The sequence below is a fragment of the Streptomyces sp. NPDC001507 genome, from assembly GCF_042894765.1.
Classification (GTDB): domain Bacteria; phylum Actinomycetota; class Actinomycetes; order Streptomycetales; family Streptomycetaceae; genus Streptomyces.
In genome coordinates, this window is the sequence record NZ_JBIAVV010000002.1 from 164,087 (window position 1) to 188,035 (window position 23,949).

Genomic DNA, 23,949 nt, shown 5'->3' on the forward strand with positions numbered 1-23,949 from the left:
AGCGGCTCAGAGCCGCAGGGTCATCGTGGGGTCCGGCTTGTGGACGAAGCCGAGCGCGGCGTAGAGCGGCTCGGCCTCGGCGGACGCGGTCAGCATGACCTGCCCCGCACCCCGCTCGCGGAACCTGGCCAGCAGCTCCGCCATGCACGCGCGCGCGTACCCGCGGCGGCGGGCGTCCGGGTCGGTCGCCACGCTGAAGACGTACCCGGAGCGGCCGTGCGGATTGCCCGCCTTGCCGATCCGGTAGTCGACGGTCCCGGCGACCAGCGCGGCCAGTGCCCCCGGCCGGTCCGGGTGGTCGACGACGAACGCGGCGAAGTCCCCGTCCGGCTCGCCCAGCCTCTCCTCCAGCGCCGGCCGCGCCTGGGCGTGCCATCCTGTGGAGCTGTCCCCGCCGGGCAGCGCGTCGATCATCACCTGGCGCAGACGCAGCACTTCCGCGGCGTCCTCGGCCGTGGCACGGCGTACGAGACTCATGCCCCGCACGCTAGTCACCGCCGGGGCCGCCCGTCGCGGGTATTTATTACCGGGTTGCGCTTGCTTCGAGTCCACTCGAAGGTCATAGCGTGGGCGCATGACGGTGATGCAGACCACGACCGCGACCCCCACCCAGCAGTCCGAGCGCGCGCCCGCCGACATCTGTTCCGCCCCGCCCCGGCGGCATCCGCGCCCCGAGGGCCAGGACCGCTACACGATCAGCGAGGTCGTCGCCTTCACCGGCCTGACCGCCCACACCCTGCGCTGGTACGAGCGGATCGGCCTGATGTCCAGCATCGACCGCTCCCACACCGGTCAGCGCCGGTACAGCAACCGCGACCTGGACTGGCTCGACTTCGTGACCAAGCTCCGCCTGACCGGCATGCCGGTGGCCGACATGGTCCGCTACGCGGAGCTGGTGAGGGAGGGCGAGACGACCTACCCCGAGCGCCGCGAGCTCCTGGAGCAGACGAGAAGGGACGTCCTGGCCCGCATCGCCGAGCTGCACGACACCTTGTCGGTCCTGGACCGCAAGATCAGCTTCTATGAAACAGGCGGCAACTGAAACGCGCCCCTTCGGCGGCGCGAGGAACTGCGCGAACAGCCCCCACCGCGCCGCACCCGACAACGCACCCTCAAAGCTCCGCCAACAACTCCGCCTTCTTCGCGGCGAACTCCTCGTCGGTCACCAGCCCCGCCCGATGCAGCTCTCCCAGATGCCGAATCCGCTCCGCGATGTCCGCGGGGTCCCGCCGCCCCGCCGGCACCGGCACCGCCGCGGCCCCCTTGGCCCGCAGGGCCTCCAGCACCGCCGCCGCGAACGGCAACGACTCGTGCACCGGCCCGTATCCCAGCCCGAACACCACGGTCGCCGGATCCTGGTCGGCCGGGACCGTCGGCTTCGTCCCCGCGAGGTCCCGCCGCAGCAGCCGCAGGTGCCCCTCGAAGACCTCGGGCGAGCGCCACTCCACACCCCCGAGGTCGGCGACGGCGAAGCTCTGGTCGCCGGCCTTCCACTTCGCCGTGGACGCACCCGTCCACGACCACCGGAAGTGCACGGCACTGCCGTCGAAGCTCGCCTTCCCGTCGTACGCCTTGAACTGCCGGGGCCCCTCGGGCGCGGCGACCAGGAACCTGTCCGCCGGCCCGGACTGCGTGAGCAGTGGTCGCAGCTCGTCGGCGTAGTACTCGGCGAGGGTCGCCCGCTCGGCCGGGACCACCAGGCGGTACGGGTCGCTGCCGTCCTTCAGCTGTCCGGCCGCCGCCTCCAGGAGGGGATCGGCGCCGGGGCGCGGCTCGGCCTTCAGGACGACCGTGCCCCGCTTGCCGGGTGTGAGCGTCACACCCGCCAGCGCGGCCAGCGGCACCCGGCGCTCGCCCAGGCTCTGGAACAGCTTGGGTGTTCGAATCCCCCGTTCGTAGCGGATGAGCACGGAGTCGGACTCGAACTCCCAGGCGGCATGAAATCCGGCCAGTACGTCACCCATGCGGCTCATCGTATGCGGCACGTGCTTCCCAGTCCCATCCCCGCGCATACCGCACTTCCTGCTGTCTCTACGCGCGTCCGGCCGTCGACGTGCCGGACAAACCCGCCCGGCACCCGTCATCGTCGCGGGCGCAGGTCACCGCGCCGTATGCGCCGACCCCGACGTCCGCGAGGTTGCGCAGGCTGTCCGTGCCCGGCTCGAAGTAGCCGGCGTGTCCCTTCGCGTCGAGCGCCGACAGCACCCGGGCGCCGAAGGCGGAGGAGACGGGGTCGGCGCCGTGGCCGAGTCCGCCGAGCTCCAGGTAGGGGACGTCCTGGATCCAGTCGGTGGCGTCCCGCATCGCCCACACCCGGGCCGAGGTGCCCAGGTGGGAGGCGCTCTCGACGCGCATCCCGGGGCTCGCGGCCACCGCTATGTCGGTCACCCGGTCCGGCATGGCGTGCGCGGCGACCCCGCAGACCACCGAGCCGTAGCTGTGGCAGAACATCGACACCGGCGCGTCCCCGGGCAGCGCGCGCAGCAGCGCGTTGAGTCGTACGGAGCCCTGCTCGGCGGCCGTCCCGGTCGCCGCGGCCACGCCGAGACCGTCGGGCGCGGTGTAGTCGGCCCAGGCGATCACGGCCGTACGGGTCGACGGGCTCGCCGTGCGCTCCGCCCCGTACAGCGCCTTGGCCATGCCGACCGGGGCGGTGTACTGCCGGTACGTCTTCTGGAAGGTGAGCAGGTCGGTGTCGACGCCGGGGACGACGACGGAGATCCGCTCGGCCTTCGTGAGGTCGCCGAACACCTCGGCGACCCGGCCGCCGCCGTCCGGGTCGAAGGCGAGGATCTGCCGGCCCTTCGTCATCAGCGCCTCGTAGCGATGCATGCGCCGGCCGGCGTCCTGCTGCCCGGCCGTGCTGAGCCGTGGGTCGTGCATGCGTTTCTTCTCGACGGCGCGCTGCTGGCCGAGGGCGATGTCGTTGGCGCGGTAACGCAGTTCGACCGGAGCGCCGTTCATGTTGCCCACGGCGAGCGGGTACCGGTGCACGAGCCGGTCGCGCTCCTGCGCGGTGAGCGAGGTGAAGAACCGGGTGAGGAGCGCGGGCGACGCCTCCGGGTCCGGCAGGTGCAGGCCGTGGACGCTGCCGTGCTCCCACTTGGCGAGGGAGGTCTGCAGGGCGGTGGTCTCGCGGTGCGTGCGCAGGGCGGTCCAGCCGGTGGTCGCGAGCATCACGAACACGACGGCCAGGGCTAGCAGTGCGCGCCAGACGTTGAGGGGCGGGGAGGTGTCGAAGGAAGTCACTGGGAGGACACACTAGGAGAACGAAGGGGTCTCGCGTTAACTGAGTGACAGTTATCACGTTTTGGCAAACGTGAGGCCTGTCTCAGGCGGGTGTGACGGGGCGTCAGCCCTCTCGCCAGTTCCCGGTGAGCGCCGGTCCCACCTGATCGAGGTAGGAGGCGGTGAGTTCGCGGATTGCCGTGATGCTGAAGTCGGCGCCGACCGACCAGTGCCGCTCGGTGACCCGGATGACCGCGCCGAACACGGCGACCACGAGCCGGGGCCGGGGATCGGTGTCCGGGTCGACGCCCTCCCGCCCGGCGACGATCCGCGCGATCTCCTCCTCCGTCTCCGCCTGGCGCCGCAGATGGGCGGCGAACAGGGCCGGGGTCGCCTCGATCATCTTGTACGTGCGCAGGAACAGTTCGATCGGCACGTACCGCTCGATGGCCTCCTCGATGGTGTCCCAGCTGTCCATGATCGACCGGCGCAGCGCCTCCAGCGGGGGCTCCTCGGGCGGGCGGCGGCGCACCGCCTCGGCGTAGTGCTCCTCGGTCAGCCGCGGCACGAAGAAGGCCACGTCCTCCTTGCTCGCGAAGTAACGGAAGAAGGTGCGCTGCGAGACGTCGACGGCCGCGGCGATCTCGTCCACCGTGGTGTGCTCGTAGCCCTGGGTCACGAACAGTTCCAGTGCGGACCGCAGCAGCATGTCCCGGGTGCGCTGTTTCTTGCGTTCGCGCAGCGTTTCCATGCCTGACAGTTACTGACTAGTGAAATTGTTTGTCAACTGTCAGCGGCTGTCACTAGCCTCGAACGCATGACTAGTCAGACGACGATCGACACGGCGGGGTCGGGGGACAAGGCACCAGCAGCCCTGCCGGAACAGCCGCCGGCCTCCGGCCTGCGCGGCCACCCCTGGTTCACCCTGATAACCGTCGCCGTCGGGGTCATGATGGTCGCCCTCGACGGCACCATCGTGGCCATCGCCAACCCCGCCATCCAGAAGGACCTCGGCGCCACCTTCGCCCAGGTCCAGTGGATCACCAACGGCTACTTCCTGGCCCTCGCGGTCTCCCTGATCACCGCGGGCAAGCTCGGCGACCGCTTCGGCCACCGGCAGACGTTCCTGATCGGCGTCGTCGGCTTCGCCGCGGCCTCCGGAGCCATCGGCCTCTCCGACAGCATCGGCCTGGTCGTCACCTTCCGCGTCTTCCAGGGCCTGTTCGGCGCACTGCTGATGCCGGCCGCGCTCGGCCTGCTGCGGGCCACCTTCCCGGCCGAGAAGCTCAACATGGCGATCGGCATCTGGGGCATGGTCATCGGCGCCTCCACGGCCGGCGGCCCGATCCTCGGCGGTGTGCTGGTCCAGCACGTCAGCTGGCAGTCGGTCTTCTTCATCAACGTGCCGGTCGGCGCCACCGCCCTGATCCTCGGCGTGGTCATGCTGCTCGACCACCGCGCGGAGAACGCGCCGCGCTCCTTCGACCTGCCCGGCATCGCCCTGCTCTCCGGCGCCATGTTCTGCCTGGTCTGGGCACTCATCAAGGCGCCGAGCTGGGGCTGGGGCGACGGCAAGACGTGGACGTTCATCGCCGCGTCGGTGCTGGGCTTCGCCCTCTTCTCCTTCTGGGAGACACGGGTCAAGGAGCCGCTGATCCCGCTCGGCCTGTTCCGCTCGGTCCCGCTCTCGGCGGGCGTCGTGCTCATGGTCCTGATGGCCATCGCCTTCATGGGCGGCCTGTTCTTCGTGACCTTCTACCTGCAGAACGTGCACGGGATGGACCCGGTCGACGCCGGCCTCCACCTCCTCCCGCTCACCGGCATGATGATCGTCGGCTCCCCGCTGGCCGGCGCCGCGATCACCAAGCTCGGCCCGCGCATCCCGCTGGCCGGCGGCATGGCGGCCACCGCGATCGCCATGTACGGCATGTCCACGCTGAAGGCGGACACCGGCAGCGCGCTCATGTCCCTCTGGTTCGCGCTGCTCGGCCTCGGCCTCGCGCCGGTCATGGTCGGCGCCACCGAGGTGATCGTCGGCAACGCGCCGATGGAGCTGTCCGGCGTGGCCGGCGGTCTCCAGCAGGCCGCGATGCAGATCGGCGGCAGCCTCGGCACGGCCGTGCTCGGCGCCGTGATGGCCTCAAAGGTCGACAGCGACCTGCCGGGCAACTGGGCCGACGCGGGTCTGCCGAAGCTGACCGACGCGCAGTTGGCACAGGCCTCGGAGGCCGTCCAGGTCGGCGTCGCGCCGGTCGCCAAGGGCACGCCCGCGGAGATCGCCGCGAAGATCTCCGACGTCGCCCATGACACGTTCATCTCCGGCATGAGCCTCGCCTCGCTCGTCGCGGCCGGGGTGGCGGCGGTCGCGATCCTGGTCGCGCTGTTCACCAAGCGCGGCGAGAACGCGGGCGCTGACGCGGGCGTGGGTCACATCTAGCGCAACGCGCCGGGCCGATATGTCCGGTTTCTGGGAGCGAAGTTCGCCTATCAGGGTGACTCCGCTAAAGATTCCTCGCTCTTGGCACGCGCCGCAGGTCACAGTGGGTCAAGTCCTCCGCAGGGCATGGGGGGACGGGCTGGCCGCGGCGCGCTGCTGGAGGGGGGCAGCGCGCGGGCAGGTCTGCGGGCGCGGAACAGGGGTACCCGGTCATCAACCCGAACAGGTCACCAAGACCGAGGAGTTGATGATGGCGAGCTTCGGGCAACGAACACGCGGGTACCCCCGTTCACGTGGCGCCGCAGGCCCACGGAGCGGGCTGGACCGCGACACGCTGGGCATCGTCGGCACGATCTGCGCGGTCGCCGGCTTCTTCGCGCTGGGGATCGTGCTGGGGCCTGTGGCGCTGGTGTGCGGCTGGTTCTCGATGGGCCGGGCGTGGAACCCGAAGAGTTCCATACCGGCGCTGGTGGCGGTGGTGCTGGGGGCGATCGACACGCTGCTGGCGCTGCTGTTCCTGGGCGGGGTATCGCTCTAGCGTGCGGCCCGGTGAGGGCTGGTCGCGCAGTTCCTCCCCCAGCCTTCGGCCGGGGGTACCCCAGCGCCCCCTTACGGGGCGCTCCCCAGCCGTGTCTCCCTAGCTGCGGGCAGTCGTGCCGCTCGGGCGGCGCCCACCCGCGAAGCGGCACCCGCGCAAGCGTCTCAGCTGCGGGCAGTCGTGCCTCCCCCAGAGCCCGAAAGGCCTGGGGGCACTCCCAGGCGGCACGGGTGGGCGCAGGGGCACCCGGCCAGCGCCGGTGAGCGCAACGCCGTGGCCTCAGCGCCCACGCCCTCGCGCAAGGCGAGCACCTCCGCCCGCAGCGCCCGTACCTCCTCCGTCAGCAGAGCGATCGCCTCCGTCTGCCGCCGCTCCTCGACGTCGTCCTTCTCGAACCGCGCGATGAACCAGGTCGCGATGTTCGCGGTCACCACACCCAGCAGGGCGATCCCGGAGAGCATGAGGCCCACCGCGATCATCCGGCCCAGCCCGGTCGTCGGCGCGTGGTCCCCGTACCCCACCGTCGTCATCGTCGTGAACGACCACCACAGGGCGTCACCCAGCGTCCGGATGTTCCCGTTCGGCGAGTCGCGTTCCACCGAGAGCACGGCCAGCGAGCCGAACATGAGCAGGCCGACGACCGCGCCGACGACGTACGTCGTCAGCCGGATCTGCGAGGCCATCCGGGCTCGCCGCCCCACCAGCATCAGCGTCGCTACCAGCCGCAGCAGCCGCAACGGCTGGAGCAGCGGCAGCACCACCGCGCACAGGTCTATCCAGTGCGTCCGCACGAACTCCTTGCGGCGCGGCGCGAGGGCGAGCCGTATCAGGTAGTCCACGGCGAAGGAACCCCACACCACCCACTCCGCCACCGTGCACGCGGCGGTGAGGACGTGCCCGGCGGAACCGTCCACGATCGGCAGCGCGTAGGCGATGGCGAAGACCACCGCGAGCGCCAGCAACGGCCGTTGGGTGACCTGCTCCCAACGGGCCTGTGCCGACTGTCGTTCCATGTGCGCATCGTAGGCATCAACCGCGCCCCCGACAGCGCCCCGGAGGGGCGCTGGGGGTACCCCCGGCCGAAGGCTGGGGGAGGAACTGCGCGACCGGCCCCCACCGGCCCGCAGTCGCCCACCGGCCTCCTCGCGGAGCGCTACGCGTCGCCGCCCGCCGCGCCCGGGTGCGCCGCCGTCACGTCCAGCAGCTGGTACCGGTCGATGGCCTGCTTGAGCACCGATCGGTCGAGCTTCCCCTCGCGGGCCAGTTCGGTCAGCACCGCGACCACGATCGACTGCGCGTCGATGTGGAAGAACCGGCGCGCCGCGCCCCGCGTGTCGGCGAAGCCGAACCCATCGGCGCCCAGCGACTGGTACGTGCCCGGCACCCAGCGCGCGATCTGGTCCGGAACCGACCGCATCCAGTCGGAAACGGCCACGAACGGCCCCTCGGCGCCGCTCAGCTTCTGCGTCACCCACGGCACCCGCTGCTCCTCCTCCGGGTGCAGCAGGTTGTGCTCCTCGCACGCCACGGCCTCGCGCCGCAGCTCGTTCCAGGAGGTGGCGGACCAGACGTCGGCCTTCACGTTCCAGTCCTCGGCGAGGATCTTCTGGGCCTCGATCGCCCACGGGACCGCCACGCCCGACGCCATGATCTGCGCCGGGACCGTGCCCGCCGTGCCCGCGCTGATCCGGTGGACGCCCTTGAGGATGCCCTCGACGTCGACGTCGGCCGGCTCGGCCGGGTGCTGGATCGGCTCGTTGTAGACGGTCAGGTAGTAGAAGACGTCCTCGCCGTGCGGGTGCTCCGCGTCGCCGCCGTACATGCGGCGCAGGCCGTCCTGGACGATGTGCGCGATCTCGTACGAGTACGCCGGGTCGTAGGCCACGCAGCCCGGGTTCGTCGAGGCCAGCAGCTGGGAGTGGCCGTCGGCGTGCTGGAGGCCTTCACCGGTCAGGGTCGTACGGCCGGCGGTCGCGCCCAGGACGAAACCCCGTGCAAGCTGGTCGGCCATCTGCCAGAACTGGTCGCCGGTGCGCTGGAAACCGAACATCGAGTAGAAGACGTAGACCGGGATGAGCGGCTCGCCGTGCGTGGCGTAGGCGGAACCGGCCGCGATCAGCGAGGCCGTGCAGCCTGCCTCCGAGATGCCGTCGTGCAGCATCTGGCCGGTCGGGGACTCCTTGTACGCGAGCAGCAGGTCGCGGTCGACCGCCTCGTACTGCTGGCCGAGCGGGTTGTAGATCTTCGCGCTCGGGAAGAAGGAGTCCATGCCGAAGGTGCGGTACTCGTCCGGCGCGATCAGCACGAAGCGGCGGCCGAGCTCCTTGTCCCGCATGAGGTCCTTGAGCAGTCGTACGAACGCCATCGTCGTGGCGATCGACTGCTGGCCGGTGCCCTTCTTCACGGTCGCGTACGTCTCGTCGTCCGGCAGGGCGAGCGGCTTGGAGCGTACGACGCGGGTCGGCACGTAGCCGCCGAGGCCCTTGCGCCGGTCGTGCATGTACTGGATCTCCTCCGAGTTCCGGCCCGGGTGGTAGTACGGCGGCAGGCCGGACTCCAGCTCCTTGTCGGAGATCGGCAGGTGCAGGCGGTCCCGGAAGCCCTTGAGGTCGGCGACCGTCAGCTTCTTCATCTGGTGCGTGGCGTTGCGGCCCTCGAAGTTCGGGCCCAGTGTCCAGCCCTTGATCGTCTTGGCCAGGATGACCGTCGGCTGGCCGCGGTGCTCGGTGGCCGCCTTGAACGCCGCGTAGATCTTGCGGTGGTCGTGGCCGCCGCGGCCCAGGTGCAGGATCTGGTCGTCGGTCATGTGCTCGACCATGGCGCGCAGCCGCTGGTCGTCGCCGAAGAAGTGGTCGCGGATGTACGCACCGGACTCGGTGGCGTAGGTCTGGAACTGGCCGTCGGGGGTCGTGTTCATCTTGTTGACGAGCACGCCGTCGCGGTCCTGGGCGAGCAGCGGGTCCCAGGTGCGGTCCCAGACCAGCTTGATCACGTTCCAGCCGGCGCCCCGGAAGACCGACTCCAGCTCCTGGATGATCTTGCCGTTGCCGCGCACCGGGCCGTCGAGCCGCTGCAGGTTGCAGTTGACGACGAAGGTCAGGTTGTCCAGGCCCTCGCGGGCGGCGATGGAGAGCTGGCCGAGCGACTCCGGCTCGTCCATCTCGCCGTCGCCGAGGAACGCCCAGACGTGCGACTTCGAGGTGTCGGCGATCCCGCGCGCGTGCATGTAGCGGTTCATCCGCGCCTGGTAGATCGCGCCGATCGGGCCGAGGCCCATCGACACCGTCGGGAACTCCCAGAAGTCCGGCATCGAACGCGGGTGCGGGTAGCTGGAGAGGCCGTCCGGGTACTTCGACTTCTCCTGGCGGAAGCCGTCCAGCTGGGCCTCGCTGAGCCGGTCGAGCAGGAACGCGCGGGCGTAGATGCCGGGAGAGGCGTGCCCCTGGAAGAAGACCTGGTCGCCGCCGAGGCCGTCGTCCTTGCCGCGGAAGAAGTGGTTGAAGCCGACGTCGTAGAGGGAGGCCGAGGAGGCGAAGGTGGCGATGTGGCCGCCGACGCCGATGCCCGGACGCTGGGCGCGGGAGACCATCACCGCGGCGTTCCAGCGGGTCGCGTTCAGGACCCTGCGCTCGATCTCCTCGTTGCCCGGGAAGAAGGGCTCGGCCCGGGTCGGGATCGTGTTGACGTAGTCCGTGCTGCGCATCTCGGGCACCGCGACGCGCCGCTCGCGGGCGCGCTCGATCAGGCGGAGCATCAGATAACGGGCCCGCTCCCGGCCGCGCTCGTCCACGGCGGCGTCGAGCGAGTCGAGCCACTCCTGGGTTTCCTCGGGATCGAAGTCAGGAACCTGACTCGGAAGGCCACCAATGATGATCGGGTTGCGATCGGATCCGGAAGCCACGCTGTTCCTTACCTGTCAGAGGGCCACTGATTCCCTGTTTTTTTCGGTTTTCACTGTTCCCTGCGCTTGGCCTGCACCGCTGTCCCATCGTCCACCCCGGGGCAGCGCACGTCATCTCTACCGCGAGGTAACTCGGGACCGGCCAAAACGCAACGATACGCCCGGGGTGTGACGCGCTTGGCAAACTCGTTCGACCGCCGTATGTGAGGATGATTCCGAAAGGCACATAGCGGGCAAAAGGGAGTGGTGTGTGTCACGCCCGTCCGCGATACGGTGCCGGGAGTTGCGGCGACACGGCCGGGATCGTCACCGTTTCGGCGGTCTGGACGGCCGGGTACTTGCGCGATCCGTCCCGCCCGTGTGGACTACGGCCAATGCTTCGCGCACGCGCGTGGCTGAGTTCATCACCAAGACATGATCAGGAGGCAACCCGTGAGCGCGACCGCGGACCACGCGGAGGAGCGGACCACCCCTGCCGTCAGGCTGGGGTTCCAGCCAGACCAGGTGGTCCAGGAGATCGGCTACGACGACGACGTCGACCAGGAGCTCCGCGAGTCCATCGAAGAGACCATCGGCAACGAGCTGATGGACGAGGACTACGACGACGTGGCAGACGCCGTGGTGCTCTGGTTCCGTGAGGATGACGGCGACCTGACGGACGCGCTGGTCGATGCCCTCGGCTTCCTCGAGGAAGGTGGCTCGATCCTGCTGCTGACGCCGAAGACCGGCCGCGACGGCTACGTCGAGCCGAGCGACATCGGCGAGGCGGTCACGACCGCCGGCCTCTCGCAGACCAAGAGCGTCAGCGTGGGCAAGGACTGGAACGGCAGCCGGCTGAACACGCCGAAGGCCGCCGCCAAGAAGCGCTGAGCCCCGCCGGTGGACGGACCGGGCGCCGGTCCGTCCACCGGCCTGCCGTGATCGCCGCGCGGGTGCCGCCGCATAGGGTGTCCACACCCGAACAGCCCCTGACGATGGGATGCAGCGATGGCGATCCAGGTCGGCGACAAGGCGCCCGACTTCGAGCTCAAGGACAACCACGGCCGGGCCGTGAAGCTGTCCGACTTCCGCGGTGAGAAGAACGTGGTGCTGCTCTTCTACCCGTTCGCCTTCACGGGCGTGTGCACCGGTGAGCTGTGCGAGCTGCGCGACAACCTGCCGAAGTTCGAGGACCGCGACACCCAGCTGCTCGCGGTCTCCAACGACTCCATCCACACCCTGCGCGTCTTCGCCGAGCAGGAGGGCCTGGAGTACCCGCTGCTGAGCGACTTCTGGCCGCACGGCGAGACCTCGCGCGCCTACGGCGTCTTCGACGAGGGCAAGGGCTGCGCCGTCCGCGGCACCTTCGTCATCGACAAGGAGGGCGTCGTGCGCTGGACCGTGGTCAACGGTCTGCCGGACGCCCGCGACCTGAACGAGTACGTGACGGCGCTCGACGCGCTGTGACCCCCCCTGCCGGCCCCCTAGGGGTCCGCACGGCCGACACCCCGTGATTCTTCGGGGTCCAGGGCCTGCGTGCGGCGGGAACCCGTCACTAGGATCGAATCGTTGATCCGGTATCCGAAGCACGACGGGGCTCCCCGCCCCAGACACACATGGGAGGACTCGTGGGAGTCAGCCTCAGCAAGGGCGGCAACGTATCGCTGACGAAGGAGGCCCCCGGCCTGACCGCGGTCCTCGTCGGTCTGGGCTGGGACGTCCGGACCACCACCGGCACCGACTTCGACCTGGACGCCAGCGCACTCCTGCTGAACTCGGCGGGCAAGGTCGCCAGCGACCAGAACTTCGTCTTCTTCAACAACCTCAAGAGCCCCGACGGCTCGGTCGAGCACACCGGTGACAACCTCACCGGTGAGGGCGAGGGCGACGACGAGGTGATCAAGGTCAACCTGGCCGCGGTCCCCGCCGACGTCGACAAGATCGTCTTCCCGGTGTCGATCTACGACGCCGACAACCGCCAGCAGTCCTTCGGCCAGGTCCGCAACGCGTTCATCCGCGTGGTCAACCAGGCCGGCGGCGCCGAGATCGCCCGCTACGACCTGTCCGAGGACGCCTCGACCGAGACCGCGATGGTCTTCGGCGAGCTGTACCGCAACGGCGCCGAGTGGAAGTTCCGCGCCATCGGCCAGGGCTACGCCTCCGGCCTGCGCGGTATCGCCCAGGACTTCGGCGTCAACGTCTGAGCCAGGTGAACGCCCCCGGGGCGTTCGAAAGTCCGCTCTGTCCGGCGCCGCACCGTTTACGGTCGGCGCCGGACGTGCAGGACAACCGGAGAATCACCGCTAGGGGAGGACCAGCATCATGGGCGTCACGCTCGCCAAGGGGGGCAATGTCTCCCTCTCGAAGGCCGCACCGAACCTCACCAACGTCATGATCGGACTCGGCTGGGACGCCCGCTCCACCACCGGCGCCCCCTTCGACCTGGACGCCAGCGCGCTGCTGTGCCAGGGCGGGCGGGTCCTCGGCGACGAGTGGTTCGTCTTCTACAACCAGCTCAAGAGCCCGGAAGGCTCGGTCGAGCACACCGGCGACAACCTCACCGGTGAGGGCGAGGGGGACGACGAATCGATTCTGGTCGACCTGCCGAAGGTGCCCGCCACCTGCGACAAGATCGTCTTCCCGGTCTCGATCCACATGGCCGACGAACGCGGCCAGACCTTCGGCCAGGTCTCCAACGCCTTCATCCGGGTCGTCAACCAGGCCGACGGCCAGGAGCTCGCCCGCTACGACCTGTCCGAGGACGCCTCCACCGAGACTGCCATGATCTTCGGCGAGCTCTACCGCTACCAGGGCGAATGGAAGTTCCGCGCCGTCGGCCAGGGGTACGCCTCGGGCCTGCGCGGCATCGCGCTCGACTTCGGTGTGAACGTCTCATAGCACCGATCGGTCCGGATGTAGGGCCCGCCCCACCCGCAGGACACCGGCGCCCTCTACACTTCGTGGTCAACAGTAGGTAAAGCCGAGTACGGCGCGAGCGAGACCCGTACACACAAGATTGGGTAGCCAGTGCTTCTGAAAACCTTCGGCTGGTCGTTCGCGATCACCGCGCTCGGCCTGGTCGCCGCGGTCTTCTACGGGGGGTGGCAGGCCTTCGGCATCGTGGCGATCCTCGCCGTCCTGGAGATCTCCCTGTCGTTCGACAACGCGGTCGTCAACGCCGGAATCCTGAAGAAGATGAACGCCTTCTGGCAGAAGATCTTCCTCACGGTCGGCGTCCTCATCGCCGTCTTCGGCATGCGGCTGGTCTTCCCGGTCGTCATCGTCGCGATCACCGCCAAGATGGGCCCCATCGAGGCCGTCGACCTCGCGCTCAACAACAAGGACCGCTACCAGGAGCTGGTCACCGACGCCCACCCGGCGATCGCCGCCTTCGGTGGCATGTTCCTGCTGATGATCTTCCTCGACTTCATCTTCGAGGACCGGGACATCCAGTGGCTGCGCTGGATCGAGCGCCCGCTCGCCAAGCTCGGCAAGGTCGACATGCTGTCGGTCTGCATCGCCCTGATCGTCCTGCTGATCACCTCCTTCACCTTCGCCACCCACGCCCACCAGCATGGCGGCGGCCACGTCGACAAGGCGCAGACGGTCCTGATCGCCGGCATCGCCGGCCTGATCACGTACATGATCGTCGGTGGCCTCTCCGGCTTCTTCGAGGACCGCCTCGAAGCCGAGGAGGAGCGCGAGCACGAGGAGGAGGAAGAGGCCGAGCGCACCGGCAAGAAGAAGTCGGCGGTCCAGCTGGCCGGCCAGGCCGCGTTCTTCATGTTCCTCTACCTGGAGGTCCTGGACGCGTCCTTCTCCTTCGACGGCGTGATCGGCGCGTTCGCCATCACCAACGACATCGTCCTCATGGCCCTCGGCCTCGGCATCGGCGCGATGTACGTCCGCTCGCTCACCGTCTACCTGGTACGCCAGGGCACCCTGGACGACTACGTCTACCTGGAGCACGGCGCCCACTACGCCATCGGCGCGCTGGCCGTGATCCTCATGGTCACCATCCAGTACGAGATCAACGAGGTCATCACCGGTCTCGTCGGCGTCGTCCTGATCGGCTGGTCGTTCTGGTCCTCCGTACGGCGCAACCAGCGGCTCGCGGAAGCCGGGGGAAACGCCGGGTCGGACGACAAGGCTGAGGTCCCCTCCGGGGTCTGAACCGGCTCGCCGGGCCGGAAACGGAGGGTGTGACGCCCTCCTCGACGAGGAACGCTCTGATGGGGGCGGCCGAGCGGTCGGCCGTCCCCAGGCGTTTTCAGGAGTTACTGGGGGCGGGAATGGGTTTCTTCGACGGGCTGCTGGGCGGGAAGGCGGCCGAGTTCGACTCGGGCAGCGCCGCGTCCAACTCCATCGAGCTCACCAGGCGGCACCAGCAGGTGTCCCTCACCAAGCAGGGCGCGGCCACCGGCAACCTGCGGATCAACCTGAGCTGGCGGATGCGGACGTCCGACTTCGACGGCGAACAGCGCACGAGCCTGCTGCGGCACCCCTTCAAGGCGCTCAGGCCGCCGGAGGTGACCGGGCACGGGCAGAGCATGGTCAACGTCGACCTCGACCTCGGGGCGCTGTACGAGCTGGCCGACGGGACGAAGGGGGTCGTCCAGCCCCTCGGCGGCCTGCTCGGGGACGTGAACGCACCGCCGTACGTCAAGCTCAGCGGCGACGACCGGTTCGGGTCGGCGTCCGGCGAGACGATGTACGTCAACCTCGACCACCGGGACGACATCAAGCGGCTGCTGGTGTTCGTGTACATCTACGACCAGACGCCGGCGTTCGACCGCACCCACGCGATCGTCACGCTGTACCCGAGCAACGGGCCGCGGATCGAGATAGGCCTCGACGAACGGCATCCGCAGGCGCGGTCGTGTGCGGTGGTGATGATCGAGAACGTGAAGGGGGAGCTGGTCGTCCGGCGTGAGGTGAAGTTCGTGTACGGGTTCCAGGGGGAGCTGGACCGGTTGTACGGGTGGGGGTTGCAGTGGGGGCGGGGGTACAAGACCGCGGAGCGGTAGTTCGCCTACGGGGGTGGGTGGTGCGGTGCGTGCGCGGGTGCGGCGCCGTTGTGGGTGCTCGCGCAGTTCCTCCCCCAGCCTTCGGCCGGGGGTACCCCCAGCGCCCCTGGAAAGCAGGTGGGTGTCCCTAGCGCCCGATGAATTGTGGCCCCTGCGGAGGCAGTCGGAAGTCCGCGTTCGGGACCGTCGCCACCGGGATGGGCGCCGGTGGGGGGTAGCCGTAGCCCGACGGGGGCTGTTGCTGGGGGTAGGCGTAGGTGGCCGGCTGCGGGTAGCCGTAGGCAGGCTGGGTGGGTACTGAGGTGGGCTGCTCGGGCGGGAGGGGCATGGAGGCCGACGGCTCCTCCATCGGTTCCGACTCGTCCACCGAGATGCCGAAGTCCGTGGCCAGGCCCTTGAGGCCGTTGCTGTATCCCTCGCCGAGCGCGCGGAACTTCCAGCCCTCGCCCCTGCGGTACAGCTCGCCGCAGATCAGGGCCGTCTCGGCGCCGGTCTCCGGCTTGATGTCGAAGTGGGCCAGCGGTTCGGCGTCGGGCGCCGCGGCGTCGTACAGCAGGATGCGCAGGGCGGGTACGTGTTCGAAGGGGACGCCGTCGGCCGACGCGACCAGGAGGATTCGGCCGACATTGGGCTCGACACCGGGGAGATCTGTCTGGATCGTGTCGGTGAGACCTTCGGCCACCCGCTTCTTGCCGAGCCGCCAGACCTTCCCGGAGGGGTGCCGGGGCTGGTTGTAGAAGACGAAGTCCTCGTCGGAGCGCACGCGTCCGTCGGGGCCGAGGAGCAGCGCCGAGGCGTCGACGTCCGGAACTCCCTGCCCGGGCGTCCAGCGCAGCACGGCCCGGACCGTGGTGGCCTCCACGGGGGCGTTCGACCCCTTCAGCATCGCGTGCGTCATGCGGTCATCCTGCCCTCTCGGTCCTGGTCACGACAACGCGGGGGGCATCGTGACCGACACAGGCGGGTTACCTGAAGTTCATGCCCGGCGGGAACCCCCGACATGGCTTTGTACGTACTATTACCGGCCACCCTTTACCAATTTCACAGGCTCGGCCCACGCCACGGGGGAGTTCTATGCGTCATTTCGGGCACATCGCACCTGAGGTGCGGCAGCGCCTCTTCCACCAGGAGCCGTGCGAGTTCACCGCCGACTCCTCGGCCCGGCTGCTCTCCGCGGCCCTGGGTGCCACGCTGTACAGCCCGGCCACCCGGCCGCGGCTCGCCGACGACATCGTCAAACAGGCGGGACTCGGCGTGGTCTCGATGGTGCTGTGCCTGGAGGACTCCATCGGCGACGAGGACGTGGCGGCCGGCGAGGAGAACCTCGTCCGGCAGTTCGCCGACCTGGCCGAGCGGCAGCGGGCCGGCGTGGAGCTCCCGCTGCTCTTCATCCGGGTGCGCGAGCCCGAGCAGATCTCCGACCTGGTACGACGGCTCGGCGCGAGCGTCTCGCTGCTGTCCGGATTCGTGTTCCCGAAGTTCACCGAGGAGCGCGGCATCCCCTTCCTGCAGGCCCTGGACGGCGCCACGCTGAGCAGCGGCCGCCGGCTCTTCGGCATGCCGGTCCTGGAGACGCCCGAGCTGATGTACCGGGAGACGCGCGTGGACGCCCTGGAGGGCATCGCCCGCGCCGTCGACAAGTACCGCGACAAGGTGCTGGCGCTGCGCCTCGGGGTGACCGACTTCTGCTCGTCCTACGGGCTGCGGCGGGCCCCCGACATGACCGCCTACGACGTGCAGATCATCGCCTCCGTCATCGCCGACGTGGTGAACATGCTGGGCCGGGCCGACGGCACCGGGTTCACGGTGACCGGGCCGGTGTGGGAGTACTTCCGGGTCCCCGAGCGCATGTTCAAGCCGATGCTGCGGACCAGCCCCTTCCTGGAGGAGCAGGCCGTGGAGCTGCGCAACCGGCTCATCGAGCACGCCATGGACGGCCTGCTCAGGGAGATCTCCCTCGACCAGGCCAACGGACTGCTCGGCAAGACCTGCATCCACCCGTCGCACGTCATCCCCGTGCACGCACTGTCCGTCGTCAGTCACGAGGAGTTCTCCGACGCCCAGGACATCCTGCGGCCGGAACGCGGCGGCGGGGGTGTACTTCGCTCGGCCTACACGAACAAGATGAACGAGGTGAAGCCGCACCGCGCCTGGGCCGAGCGGACCATGCTCCGCGCCGAGGTGTTCGGCGTGGCCAACGAGGACGTCGGCTTCGTGGAGCTGCTCGCCGCCGGGATACCGGGTTGACGGGCGTTACGGGACGACACAGGGAACGCATGAACATCGCAGCGAACAACGGGGTCTGGTCCGGCAGCTGGGTCGCCGAGCGGCTCGGGGTCGAACTCGTGGGCGACGACGGCCTGACGGCCCTCCTCGGCCTCGCCCTGCGCCGCAACCCCAGACGGGCCCACCTCCTCGTCTCCAACGTGCTCGGCAAGCACGTGCCGCAGTCGCCGTCCGTGGTCTACGGGCATGGCTTCGCCCTCGGCCGCCGGGTACGTGACCTGCTCGGTGAGCGGGAGGCCCGCCAGGCCGTCGTCCTGGGGTACGCCGAGACGGCCACCGGCCTCGGTCACTCGGTGGCGGACGGGATCGGCCTCGCCCCGTACCTGCACTCCACCCGCCGGCCGGTCGCCGGGGTCACGCCCGCGGGGGGCTTCGAGGAGTCCCACTCGCACGCGACCTCGCACCTGCTGCTCCCCGAGGACCCCGCCCTGCTGTCCGGCGAGGGCCCCCTGGTCCTGGTCGACGACGAGTTCTCCACCGGCAACACGGTCCTGAACACGATCCGCGACCTGCACACCCGTTATCCGCGGAAACGTTACGTCGTGGTGGCGTTGGTCGATATGCGCTCGTCGGCGGATGCGGGTCGTCTGACCGACTTCGCGCGGGAGATCGACGCGCGGGTGGATCTGGTGGCGGCGGCGTCGGGGACGGTGAAGCTGCCCGAGGGCGTGCTGGAAAAGGGCCAGGAACTGGTGGCTCGGTACGAAGCGAGTGCCGCGACAGGCGATCAGCCGTCCGCGGCGCCGTCGGGGCCGTTCGCGCACTTCCCCGCGCCCCTTGAAAGCGTTGCCCTCACCCACCTGGGGGTGCGCGCGCCCTCCGAGGGCGTTGCCCTTGAAGCCGACGACCCGTTCACCCACCCAGGGGCGCGGGGAACTGCGCGATCGGCCCCCAGCGGCCCGCCCCCGGACGACAACCGCACCACCCCCCACCGCAGCCACCTCACCCGCGTCGCCCTGCACTGGCCGCACGGCCTCCCCGACGGCGGACGGCACGGCTTCACCCCGGCCCACCGCAGACGCCTGGAGGCGGCCCTCCCCCTCATGGCCGCGCGGGTCGCCGAAGCCCTGCCCCCCGGCGCCCGCCGCGTGCTCACGCTCGGTTTCGAGGAGCTGATGTACACCCCCCTCAGGATCGCCCGCGAGCTGGAGGCCCTGGTCGCCGCCGAGGTGCGGTACTCCACCACCACCCGCTCGCCCGTCCTGGCCGTCGACGACCCCGGCTACGCCATCCGCAGCCGCCTCGTCTTCCCGGCCCACGACAACCCCGCCGACGGCCCCGGCGAGCGCTACGCGTACAACGTCGCCGGCGCCGGCTTCGACGCCGTCGTCCTGTTCGTCGACTCGGCCGGCGACACCCCCGAACTGCACGCCCCCGGCGGCCTCCTCGACCGGCTCGGCGCGCATGCCCCGCACGTCCTGCTCGCGGCTGTACCGTCGTACGTCCCCGCGCTACCCGAAGAGAGCCCCGCCATGCTGCCCGAGCCCCTCCGCGGCCCCGCCTTCTCCTCGTACCCGGCGGAGGACGTCGGCTGGCTGCTCCAGGACCTCTCGGACGTCACGCTGGAGGCGCCGACCGAGGAGCGCGAGGAGGCGATCCAGAGCGGCGGCGCGCACTACGCCGAGTCGCTGCCGGTGGAGTACCAGCCGAGCGAGCAGTACCAGGCGCTGTTCCACGCCGCCCTGGAGACCTCGGCGGCGCGCATCGCGCAGGCGGTCGGAGTGGTCACCGAGACCGTGATGGCCGAGCGGTCACCGCGGCCGGTGCTGGTGTCGCTGGCGCGGGCCGGCACCCCGGTGGGCGTGCTGATGCGCCGCTGGGCGCAGTTCCGCTACGGCCTCGACCTGCCGCACTACGCGGTGTCGATCGTGCGCGGCCGCGGCATCGACGCCAACGCGCTGCGCTGGCTGGCCGCGCACCACGACCCGCGGGACGTCGTGTTCGTGGACGGCTGGACGGGCAAGGGTGCGATCACCCGGGAACTCGCCGACGCCGTAGCGGAGTTCGAGGCGCGGACCGGCGTCTCCGGTTTCGATCCGGAGATCGCGGTGCTCGCCGACCCGGGCTCGTGCGTGCGGACGTACGGCACCCGGGAGGACTTCCTGATCCCCTCCGCGTGCCTCAACTCGACCGTCTCCGGGCTGATCTCGCGGACCGTGCTGCGCGCCGACCTGGTGGGTCCGGACGACTTCCACGGCGCGAAGTACTACCGCGAACTGGCCGGCGCCGACGTGTCGGTGGCCTTCCTGGACGCCGTCGCGGCCCGGTTCGCCGAGGTGACCGAAGCCGTGGACGCGGCCGTGAAGGAGCTGGCCGTCGCCGACCGCACGCCGACCTGGGAGGGCTGGGCGGCGGTGGAGCGGATCAGCGAGGAGTACGGCATCCACGACGTGAACCTGGTCAAGCCGGGCGTCGGCGAGACCACCCGGGTGCTGCTGCGCCGGGTGCCCTGGAAGATCCTGGCGCGGGCCGGGGCGGGCGCCGACCTCGACCATGTGCGGCTGCTCGCGGAGCAGAGAGGGGTACCGGTCGAGGAGGTCGGCGAACTGCCTTACACCTGTGTCGGGTTGATCCATCCCAAGTACACGCGCGGCGCGACCGGCGCCGACGGCCGGGCGGTGAACGTCTGATGGCGGTGCTCGTCGCGAGCGACCTCGACCGTACGCTCATCTACTCGGCGGGCGCCCTGGCGCTGACCATGCCGGACGCGCGGGCGCCCCGGCTGCTCTGCGTCGAGGTGCACGAGAGCAGGCCGCTGTCGTACCTGACGGAGACGGCCGCGCAGCTGCTGACCGAGCTGGGGGACACGGCCGTCTTCGTGCCGACGACCACCCGGACCCGCAAGCAGTACGAGCGGATCAACCTGCCGGGGGCCGCGCCGCGGTACGCCATCTGTGCCAACGGCGGGCACCTGCTGGTCGACGGGGTGTCCGACGTGGACTGGCACGGGCGGGTGCTGGCGCGGCTGGCCGACGAGTGCGCGCCCCTCGACGAGGTGCGGGCGTATCTGACGGAGCACGCCGACCCGGTGTGGCTGCGCAAGCAGCGGGTCGCCGAGGACCTGTTCGCCTACCTGGTCGTGGAGCGGGAGCTGCTGCCCGAGGAGTGGGTGAAGAGCCTCGCGGTGTGGGCGGAGAACCGCGGCTGGACGGTGTCGTTGCAGGGGCGGAAGATCTACGCCGTGCCGAAGCCGCTGACGAAGAGCGCGGCCGTACGGGAGGTCGCGCGCCGGACCGGCGCCGAGCTGACGCTGGCCGCCGGTGACTCCCTGCTCGACGCCGACCTGCTGCTGGCCGCGGACCGCGGCTGGCGGCCGGGGCACGGGGAGTTGGCCGACGCCGGGTGGGCCGGGCCGGCCATCACCGCGCTGCCGGAGCGGGGAGTGCTCGCCGGTGAGCGGATCCTGCGGGAGTTCCTGAAGGCGGCCCGCAACGGGAGTCAGCCGCAGCAGCCGCCGCCGCAACAGCCCCCACCGGAGCCGGCGGGGGCGCCGGAGCCGGCGGCGGACGCGGCGGCCGTTCCCCCTACCGCCACCGTCGACAGGAGCTTCACCGTGTCTTGATGCCCCTCCGGGCATGCTGCCGGAGCCGATGACTCGGCCATGGGGCGGGACAGTTCGAATGTGTCGCCGCAGGTGCGGCAGCGGTACTCGTAGCGGGGCATGAGAACAGGCTAGCGGGAGTGCGGCGGGAGCGACGGGCATCGCTCGCTCCCGCGACGTAGCGGCGAGCCGCGCTGGGTGCGGGCCTGGACGCCGCCCGCTACCGCACCTGGGTCTCAGATCCGCCCCGCTGCTCCGCCTCGGGGTGGCGGGCCCGCCAGTACGGGTTGTCGTGCGGCAGGTTCGTACTGACCCTGCCGTACATCCCGAACACCATCAGCACGAGGCCCACCACGAAGCTGAACAGCACGTTCTGGATCTTGAAGGCCAGGAAGTCCGAGTCCGTGTCGAGCAGGCCCAGGAACAGGAAGCCGTTCAGGATGAACAGCACACCGAGCACCATGTTCAGCGTGGACGCGAAGTTCCCGCCGATCACCATGCCGACGAAGAGCAGCAGCCCGACACAGATCGACAGCACGCTCAGCGCGCCGTTGGTGTTCAGGCCGATCGCGGTGTTCCCGCCCGTGTCGAAGAAGCCGATGTTGTCGGTGAGTCCGAGGATGCCGAAGGCCAACAGGAAGAGGCCCATCAGGCCGGCCCCGATGCGGTAGACCCTGTTCAGGCGGTGGTCGACGGGCAGCGCCTCATCGAAGTCGATCTTCTTCCGCCCTGTCCCCGAGTGCGTGACATGTGAGGCCATCTCCGCCTCCTGGTATCGAATGCGGGTCGCTACCCAATATCCGCCCAGGACAGCTCCTCGGCAAACGTCTCAGTGACCGGTGCCGCGATCCTCCCGGATCTGCGCCACCACCCGTGCGACCGACTGCCGTACCACTTCGGTCTCCGTCAGGAAGTGCCAGTAGTCCGGGTGCCGCCCCTGGAGCGCCCCGACCGCCCGGTCCAACCGGGCCACCGCGTCGTCCAGCGGCCGTGCGTGCCGCGGATCCGGGCTGGTCCGCCCGGCCATCGCAAGCCGCTGCGCGTCCCGGATCGCGAACCGGGTCCGCTCGATCTCCGCCTGCGGATCCTTCTGCACGGCGTTGAGACGGCTCAGCCGGTCACCCGCCGCCGACACTGCTTCGTCCGTGCTGTTGAGCAGCGCCCGCACGGTGGCGAGCAGCGATGTGGCATCGGCCCACTTCTGCGCGTCCCGCGCGGTCTGCGCCTCAGTGAGCTTCCGCTCGGCCTCCCGTACGTTGTCCACGGCCTGCTGGGGCACCTGCTGCAGATCCTGCCAGCAGGCTGCCGCGAACCGCCGCCGCAGCTCGCTCAGCACCGGGTCGACCTGCCCGGCCCGGGTGGTCAGCGCCTGCGCACGGGTGCGCAGGCTCACCAGCCGGTGATCGATCTCGGCGGCCTTCTCCGGCAGCCGCTCGGCCTCGACCCGGATGGCCTCGGCCTCCCGCTGCACCCGCCCGGCCCGCTCCAGCGTCGCCTGTGCACCATGCTGCCCGGCCCCCTGATTCAGCTTCGTCAGCTCAGGCGCGAGCGCGGCGAGCCGGGCCGCGAGCTCGTCGGCCCGCAACTGCGTCTCTCGTACGGCGTCAAGAGCGTTGCTGGCCGCCAGCAGCGCCTGCCGGGCCCGCTCCACGGCGGGCGCGAGCCGCGCCAGCTGCGTCTCGGCCTTGCCGAGCAACGGTCCGAGCGACTCCCCGAACCGGTCCAGCTCCCGCTTGACGCCGACGAGCTCGTCCTTGGCCCGGGTGATCTCGGTCCGGGCCCGGGACGCGGCACCGGCCTCCAGATCGTCCCGGTCCAGGTCGTAGGCGTCGATGGCCTGGATGTACCGGTTGCTCGCCTCGTCTATCCGCCGCCCCAGCGCCTCGAAGTCGGAGAGGGCGCGGCGGGCGGCCGGTGAGTCGTCGACGGCGGAGATGGTCTCCATGGAGATCCGCAGATCCCGCTGAGCGGTGTCCAGCTCGTAGAAGGCGGCCGCAGCCGCGTCCTTGGCCGCCTGGGCCTCGGCCCGCTGACTCTCCGCCCGCCCGCCGAACCACCGTCGGGTACCCCCGCCGGCGAACGCCCCGGGCACCACGAGCAGGGCCGCCAGCGGCAGACCCATGAGGACGAGGGCGTCCCGGAGGGCGGCGGTGGCACCGCGCCGGGGCGGCGGGGGAGGCGCATACGACTGCCCGGGTGTCGCCGTTGTCGCCGTCACATCCCTCTCCCGTGCCGCGGTACGCCCTGTGCTCTGGGGTTCGAATCATTCTCCCACCCGTGAAAGACGAACACACGGGCCGGTCAGTTCGCGGTTCGCGTGCTCACTTCGCGGGGTCGAGGAGCGGGAGGAGGCGGCGCGCCCTCGGGTGCCGGTCCGGAGAAACGGAATTGCGGGACGGAGCCGGGGACGATGTAGGCTGTCGACTCGTCTCGGGTGCGTAGCTCAGGGGTAGAGCGCCTGCCTTACAAGCAGGATGTCGGCGGTTCGAAACCGTCCGCGCCCACTTCGAGGAAGACCCCGGCCGGATCGGCCGGGGTCTTCTCGCGTTCTCACTCCTTCTCGTGTGCGTGCTCGTGTGCGTGCTTGAGGAGGCTTCGGGCGTCCATGCGGTCCGGTGCCGTTATCTCCGCCCAGAAGCGGTGGCCGCTGACGAACACCGCGAGCTCGTGTTCGCGGCGGCGCAGCTTCTCCACCGCGGCCTGCTGGTCCTCGGTCCAGCCCGGCGAGGCGGGACGCTCCACCTTGCGCCAGCCGCCGTCGTCACTGAATCCGTCCAGCGGCTCGACCGACCAGGGGAGCTGCTTCAGCAGGGCCGACAGCTCGGCCCGGACCTGATGCAGCTCCTCCTGACCGGCGAGAAGGTCACCCGGAAAGTCATAGGTCGCAGCCACGCGGCAATGGTACGCCTGTTCGAATTTAGGTGGCGAGCTCGTTCGAGGGGTTCATGTGTTCGAGAGTGGTCGGGCGGACCGGGGACCAGCCCGGGAGTGCGCCACGGGCCTGCCGCGGGC

The 23,949-nt window shown here is 70.2% G+C and carries 22 protein-coding genes, 1 tRNA gene and 1 pseudogene; 13 read left to right on the forward strand and 11 right to left on the reverse strand.

The features are described 5' to 3' along the window. Window positions 1–6: 6 nt before the first annotated feature. A complete protein-coding gene (locus ACFY0K_RS06920; protein ID WP_390638963.1) occupies window positions 7–477 on the reverse strand; it encodes a GNAT family N-acetyltransferase in 471 nt (156 codons plus the stop codon). Window positions 478–574: 97 nt separating this feature from the next. Here ACFY0K_RS06920 and ACFY0K_RS06925 point away from each other — a divergent pair, with 97 nt between their 5' ends. Further along, window positions 575–1,042, forward strand: coding sequence for a MerR family transcriptional regulator (locus ACFY0K_RS06925; protein WP_382734414.1), 468 nt, complete (start codon window positions 575–577; stop codon window positions 1,040–1,042). Window positions 1,043–1,112: 70 nt separating this feature from the next. Here the strand turns inward: ACFY0K_RS06925 and ACFY0K_RS06930 are convergent, their stop codons facing one another. The 3 genes from ACFY0K_RS06930 to ACFY0K_RS06940 all read right to left on the reverse strand — a co-directional run bounded on the left by ACFY0K_RS06930 (window position 1,113) and on the right by ACFY0K_RS06940 (window position 3,979). Further along, window positions 1,113–1,964: a DUF4429 domain-containing protein gene (locus tag ACFY0K_RS06930; protein WP_390638964.1), complete on the reverse strand. Its 852-nt coding sequence runs from the start codon at window positions 1,962–1,964 to the stop codon at window positions 1,113–1,115. Window positions 1,965–2,031: 67 nt separating this feature from the next. After that, the gene (locus ACFY0K_RS06935; RefSeq protein WP_390638965.1) at window positions 2,032–3,249 is read right to left on the reverse strand and encodes an alpha/beta hydrolase; all 1,218 of its coding nucleotides are present in this window, start codon (window positions 3,247–3,249) and stop codon (window positions 2,032–2,034) included. Window positions 3,250–3,352: 103 nt separating this feature from the next. Continuing rightward, the gene (locus ACFY0K_RS06940; protein WP_390638966.1) at window positions 3,353–3,979 is read right to left on the reverse strand and encodes a TetR family transcriptional regulator; all 627 of its coding nucleotides are present in this window, start codon (window positions 3,977–3,979) and stop codon (window positions 3,353–3,355) included. A gap of 66 nt (window positions 3,980–4,045) precedes the next feature. Here ACFY0K_RS06940 and ACFY0K_RS06945 point away from each other — a divergent pair, with 66 nt between their 5' ends. Both ACFY0K_RS06945 and ACFY0K_RS06950 read left to right on the forward strand, forming a co-directional pair. Next, complete coding sequence (locus ACFY0K_RS06945; RefSeq protein WP_388596824.1) at window positions 4,046–5,665, forward strand: MFS transporter; 1,620 nt, start codon at window positions 4,046–4,048, stop codon at window positions 5,663–5,665. A 250-nt stretch (window positions 5,666–5,915) separates the two neighbouring features. Next, complete coding sequence (locus ACFY0K_RS06950) at window positions 5,916–6,203, forward strand: small hydrophobic protein (protein ID WP_390639453.1); 288 nt, start codon at window positions 5,916–5,918, stop codon at window positions 6,201–6,203. 164 nt (window positions 6,204–6,367) lie between these two features. Here the strand turns inward: ACFY0K_RS06950 and ACFY0K_RS06955 are convergent, their stop codons facing one another. Then, a complete protein-coding gene (locus ACFY0K_RS06955; protein ID WP_390638967.1) occupies window positions 6,368–7,216 on the reverse strand; it encodes a potassium channel family protein in 849 nt (282 codons plus the stop codon). A 140-nt stretch (window positions 7,217–7,356) separates the two neighbouring features. Next, a complete protein-coding gene (aceE, locus tag ACFY0K_RS06960) occupies window positions 7,357–10,104 on the reverse strand; it encodes a pyruvate dehydrogenase (acetyl-transferring), homodimeric type (RefSeq protein ID WP_390638968.1) in 2,748 nt (915 codons plus the stop codon). 432 nt (window positions 10,105–10,536) lie between these two features. On the opposite strand from aceE, the gene ACFY0K_RS06965 reads away from it, so the two are divergent. The 6 genes from ACFY0K_RS06965 (at window position 10,537) to ACFY0K_RS06990 (ending at window position 15,110) form a co-directional block, all read left to right on the forward strand. Continuing rightward, window positions 10,537–10,974: a DUF3052 domain-containing protein gene (locus ACFY0K_RS06965; protein WP_207921612.1), complete on the forward strand. Its 438-nt coding sequence runs from the start codon at window positions 10,537–10,539 to the stop codon at window positions 10,972–10,974. A gap of 117 nt (window positions 10,975–11,091) precedes the next feature. After that, window positions 11,092–11,550, forward strand: coding sequence for a peroxiredoxin (locus ACFY0K_RS06970; RefSeq protein ID WP_388596825.1), 459 nt, complete (start codon window positions 11,092–11,094; stop codon window positions 11,548–11,550). A gap of 161 nt (window positions 11,551–11,711) precedes the next feature. Further along, complete coding sequence (locus ACFY0K_RS06975) at window positions 11,712–12,287, forward strand: TerD family protein (RefSeq protein WP_181803425.1); 576 nt, start codon at window positions 11,712–11,714, stop codon at window positions 12,285–12,287. A gap of 118 nt (window positions 12,288–12,405) precedes the next feature. Further along, window positions 12,406–12,981 (forward strand): TerD family protein, encoded by a 576-nt coding sequence (locus tag ACFY0K_RS06980; protein ID WP_093503514.1) that lies wholly within the window; start codon window positions 12,406–12,408, stop codon window positions 12,979–12,981. A 129-nt stretch (window positions 12,982–13,110) separates the two neighbouring features. Then, window positions 13,111–14,256: a DUF475 domain-containing protein gene (locus tag ACFY0K_RS06985; protein WP_388596826.1), complete on the forward strand. Its 1,146-nt coding sequence runs from the start codon at window positions 13,111–13,113 to the stop codon at window positions 14,254–14,256. A gap of 119 nt (window positions 14,257–14,375) precedes the next feature. Then, window positions 14,376–15,110: a Tellurium resistance gene (locus tag ACFY0K_RS06990; RefSeq protein WP_093503518.1), complete on the forward strand. Its 735-nt coding sequence runs from the start codon at window positions 14,376–14,378 to the stop codon at window positions 15,108–15,110. 127 nt (window positions 15,111–15,237) lie between these two features. Here ACFY0K_RS06990 and ACFY0K_RS06995 read toward each other — a convergent pair whose 3' ends face one another. Then, window positions 15,238–16,008 (reverse strand): TerD family protein, encoded by a 771-nt coding sequence (locus ACFY0K_RS06995; protein WP_390638969.1) that lies wholly within the window; start codon window positions 16,006–16,008, stop codon window positions 15,238–15,240. A 176-nt stretch (window positions 16,009–16,184) separates the two neighbouring features. On the opposite strand from ACFY0K_RS06995, the gene ACFY0K_RS07000 reads away from it, so the two are divergent. From ACFY0K_RS07000 to ACFY0K_RS07010, 3 genes are read left to right on the forward strand one after another with little or no spacing between them, the layout of a single operon-like run. Further along, the gene (locus ACFY0K_RS07000; RefSeq protein WP_390638970.1) at window positions 16,185–17,357 is read left to right on the forward strand and encodes an HpcH/HpaI aldolase/citrate lyase family protein; all 1,173 of its coding nucleotides are present in this window, start codon (window positions 16,185–16,187) and stop codon (window positions 17,355–17,357) included. Between the two features lie 29 nt (window positions 17,358–17,386). Next, a complete protein-coding gene (locus ACFY0K_RS07005; protein WP_390638971.1) occupies window positions 17,387–20,026 on the forward strand; it encodes a phosphoribosyltransferase in 2,640 nt (879 codons plus the stop codon). Then, entirely contained in the window at window positions 20,026–20,958 is a 933-nt protein-coding gene (locus ACFY0K_RS07010) for an HAD family hydrolase (RefSeq protein WP_390638972.1), read from the forward strand. The genes ACFY0K_RS07005 and ACFY0K_RS07010 overlap by 1 nt, the downstream gene beginning before the upstream one ends. A 17-nt stretch (window positions 20,959–20,975) precedes the next feature. On the opposite strand, the pseudogene ACFY0K_RS07015 reads toward ACFY0K_RS07010, so the two are convergent. The 3 genes and pseudogenes from ACFY0K_RS07015 to ACFY0K_RS07025 form a co-directional block, all read right to left on the reverse strand. After that, window positions 20,976–21,059, reverse strand: a pseudogene (locus ACFY0K_RS07015) (FmdB family zinc ribbon protein); the annotation flags it as partial. A 98-nt stretch (window positions 21,060–21,157) separates the two neighbouring features. Next, window positions 21,158–21,697, reverse strand: coding sequence for a DUF4383 domain-containing protein (locus ACFY0K_RS07020; RefSeq protein ID WP_390638973.1), 540 nt, complete (start codon window positions 21,695–21,697; stop codon window positions 21,158–21,160). A 69-nt stretch (window positions 21,698–21,766) separates the two neighbouring features. Then, window positions 21,767–23,155 carry a hypothetical protein gene (locus ACFY0K_RS07025; protein WP_390638974.1) on the reverse strand — a complete coding sequence of 463 codons (1,389 nt, stop codon included), beginning with the start codon at window positions 23,153–23,155 and terminating at the stop codon, window positions 21,767–21,769. Between the two features lie 214 nt (window positions 23,156–23,369). On the opposite strand from ACFY0K_RS07025, the gene ACFY0K_RS07030 reads away from it, so the two are divergent. Further along, window positions 23,370–23,441, forward strand: a tRNA-Val gene (locus ACFY0K_RS07030). Between the two features lie 46 nt (window positions 23,442–23,487). On the opposite strand, the gene ACFY0K_RS07035 is transcribed toward ACFY0K_RS07030, so the two are convergent. After that, on the reverse strand, window positions 23,488–23,829 hold the full coding sequence (locus ACFY0K_RS07035) for a hypothetical protein (protein ID WP_390638975.1): 342 nt from the start codon (window positions 23,827–23,829) through the stop codon (window positions 23,488–23,490). Between the last annotated feature and the right edge of the window lie 120 nt (window positions 23,830–23,949).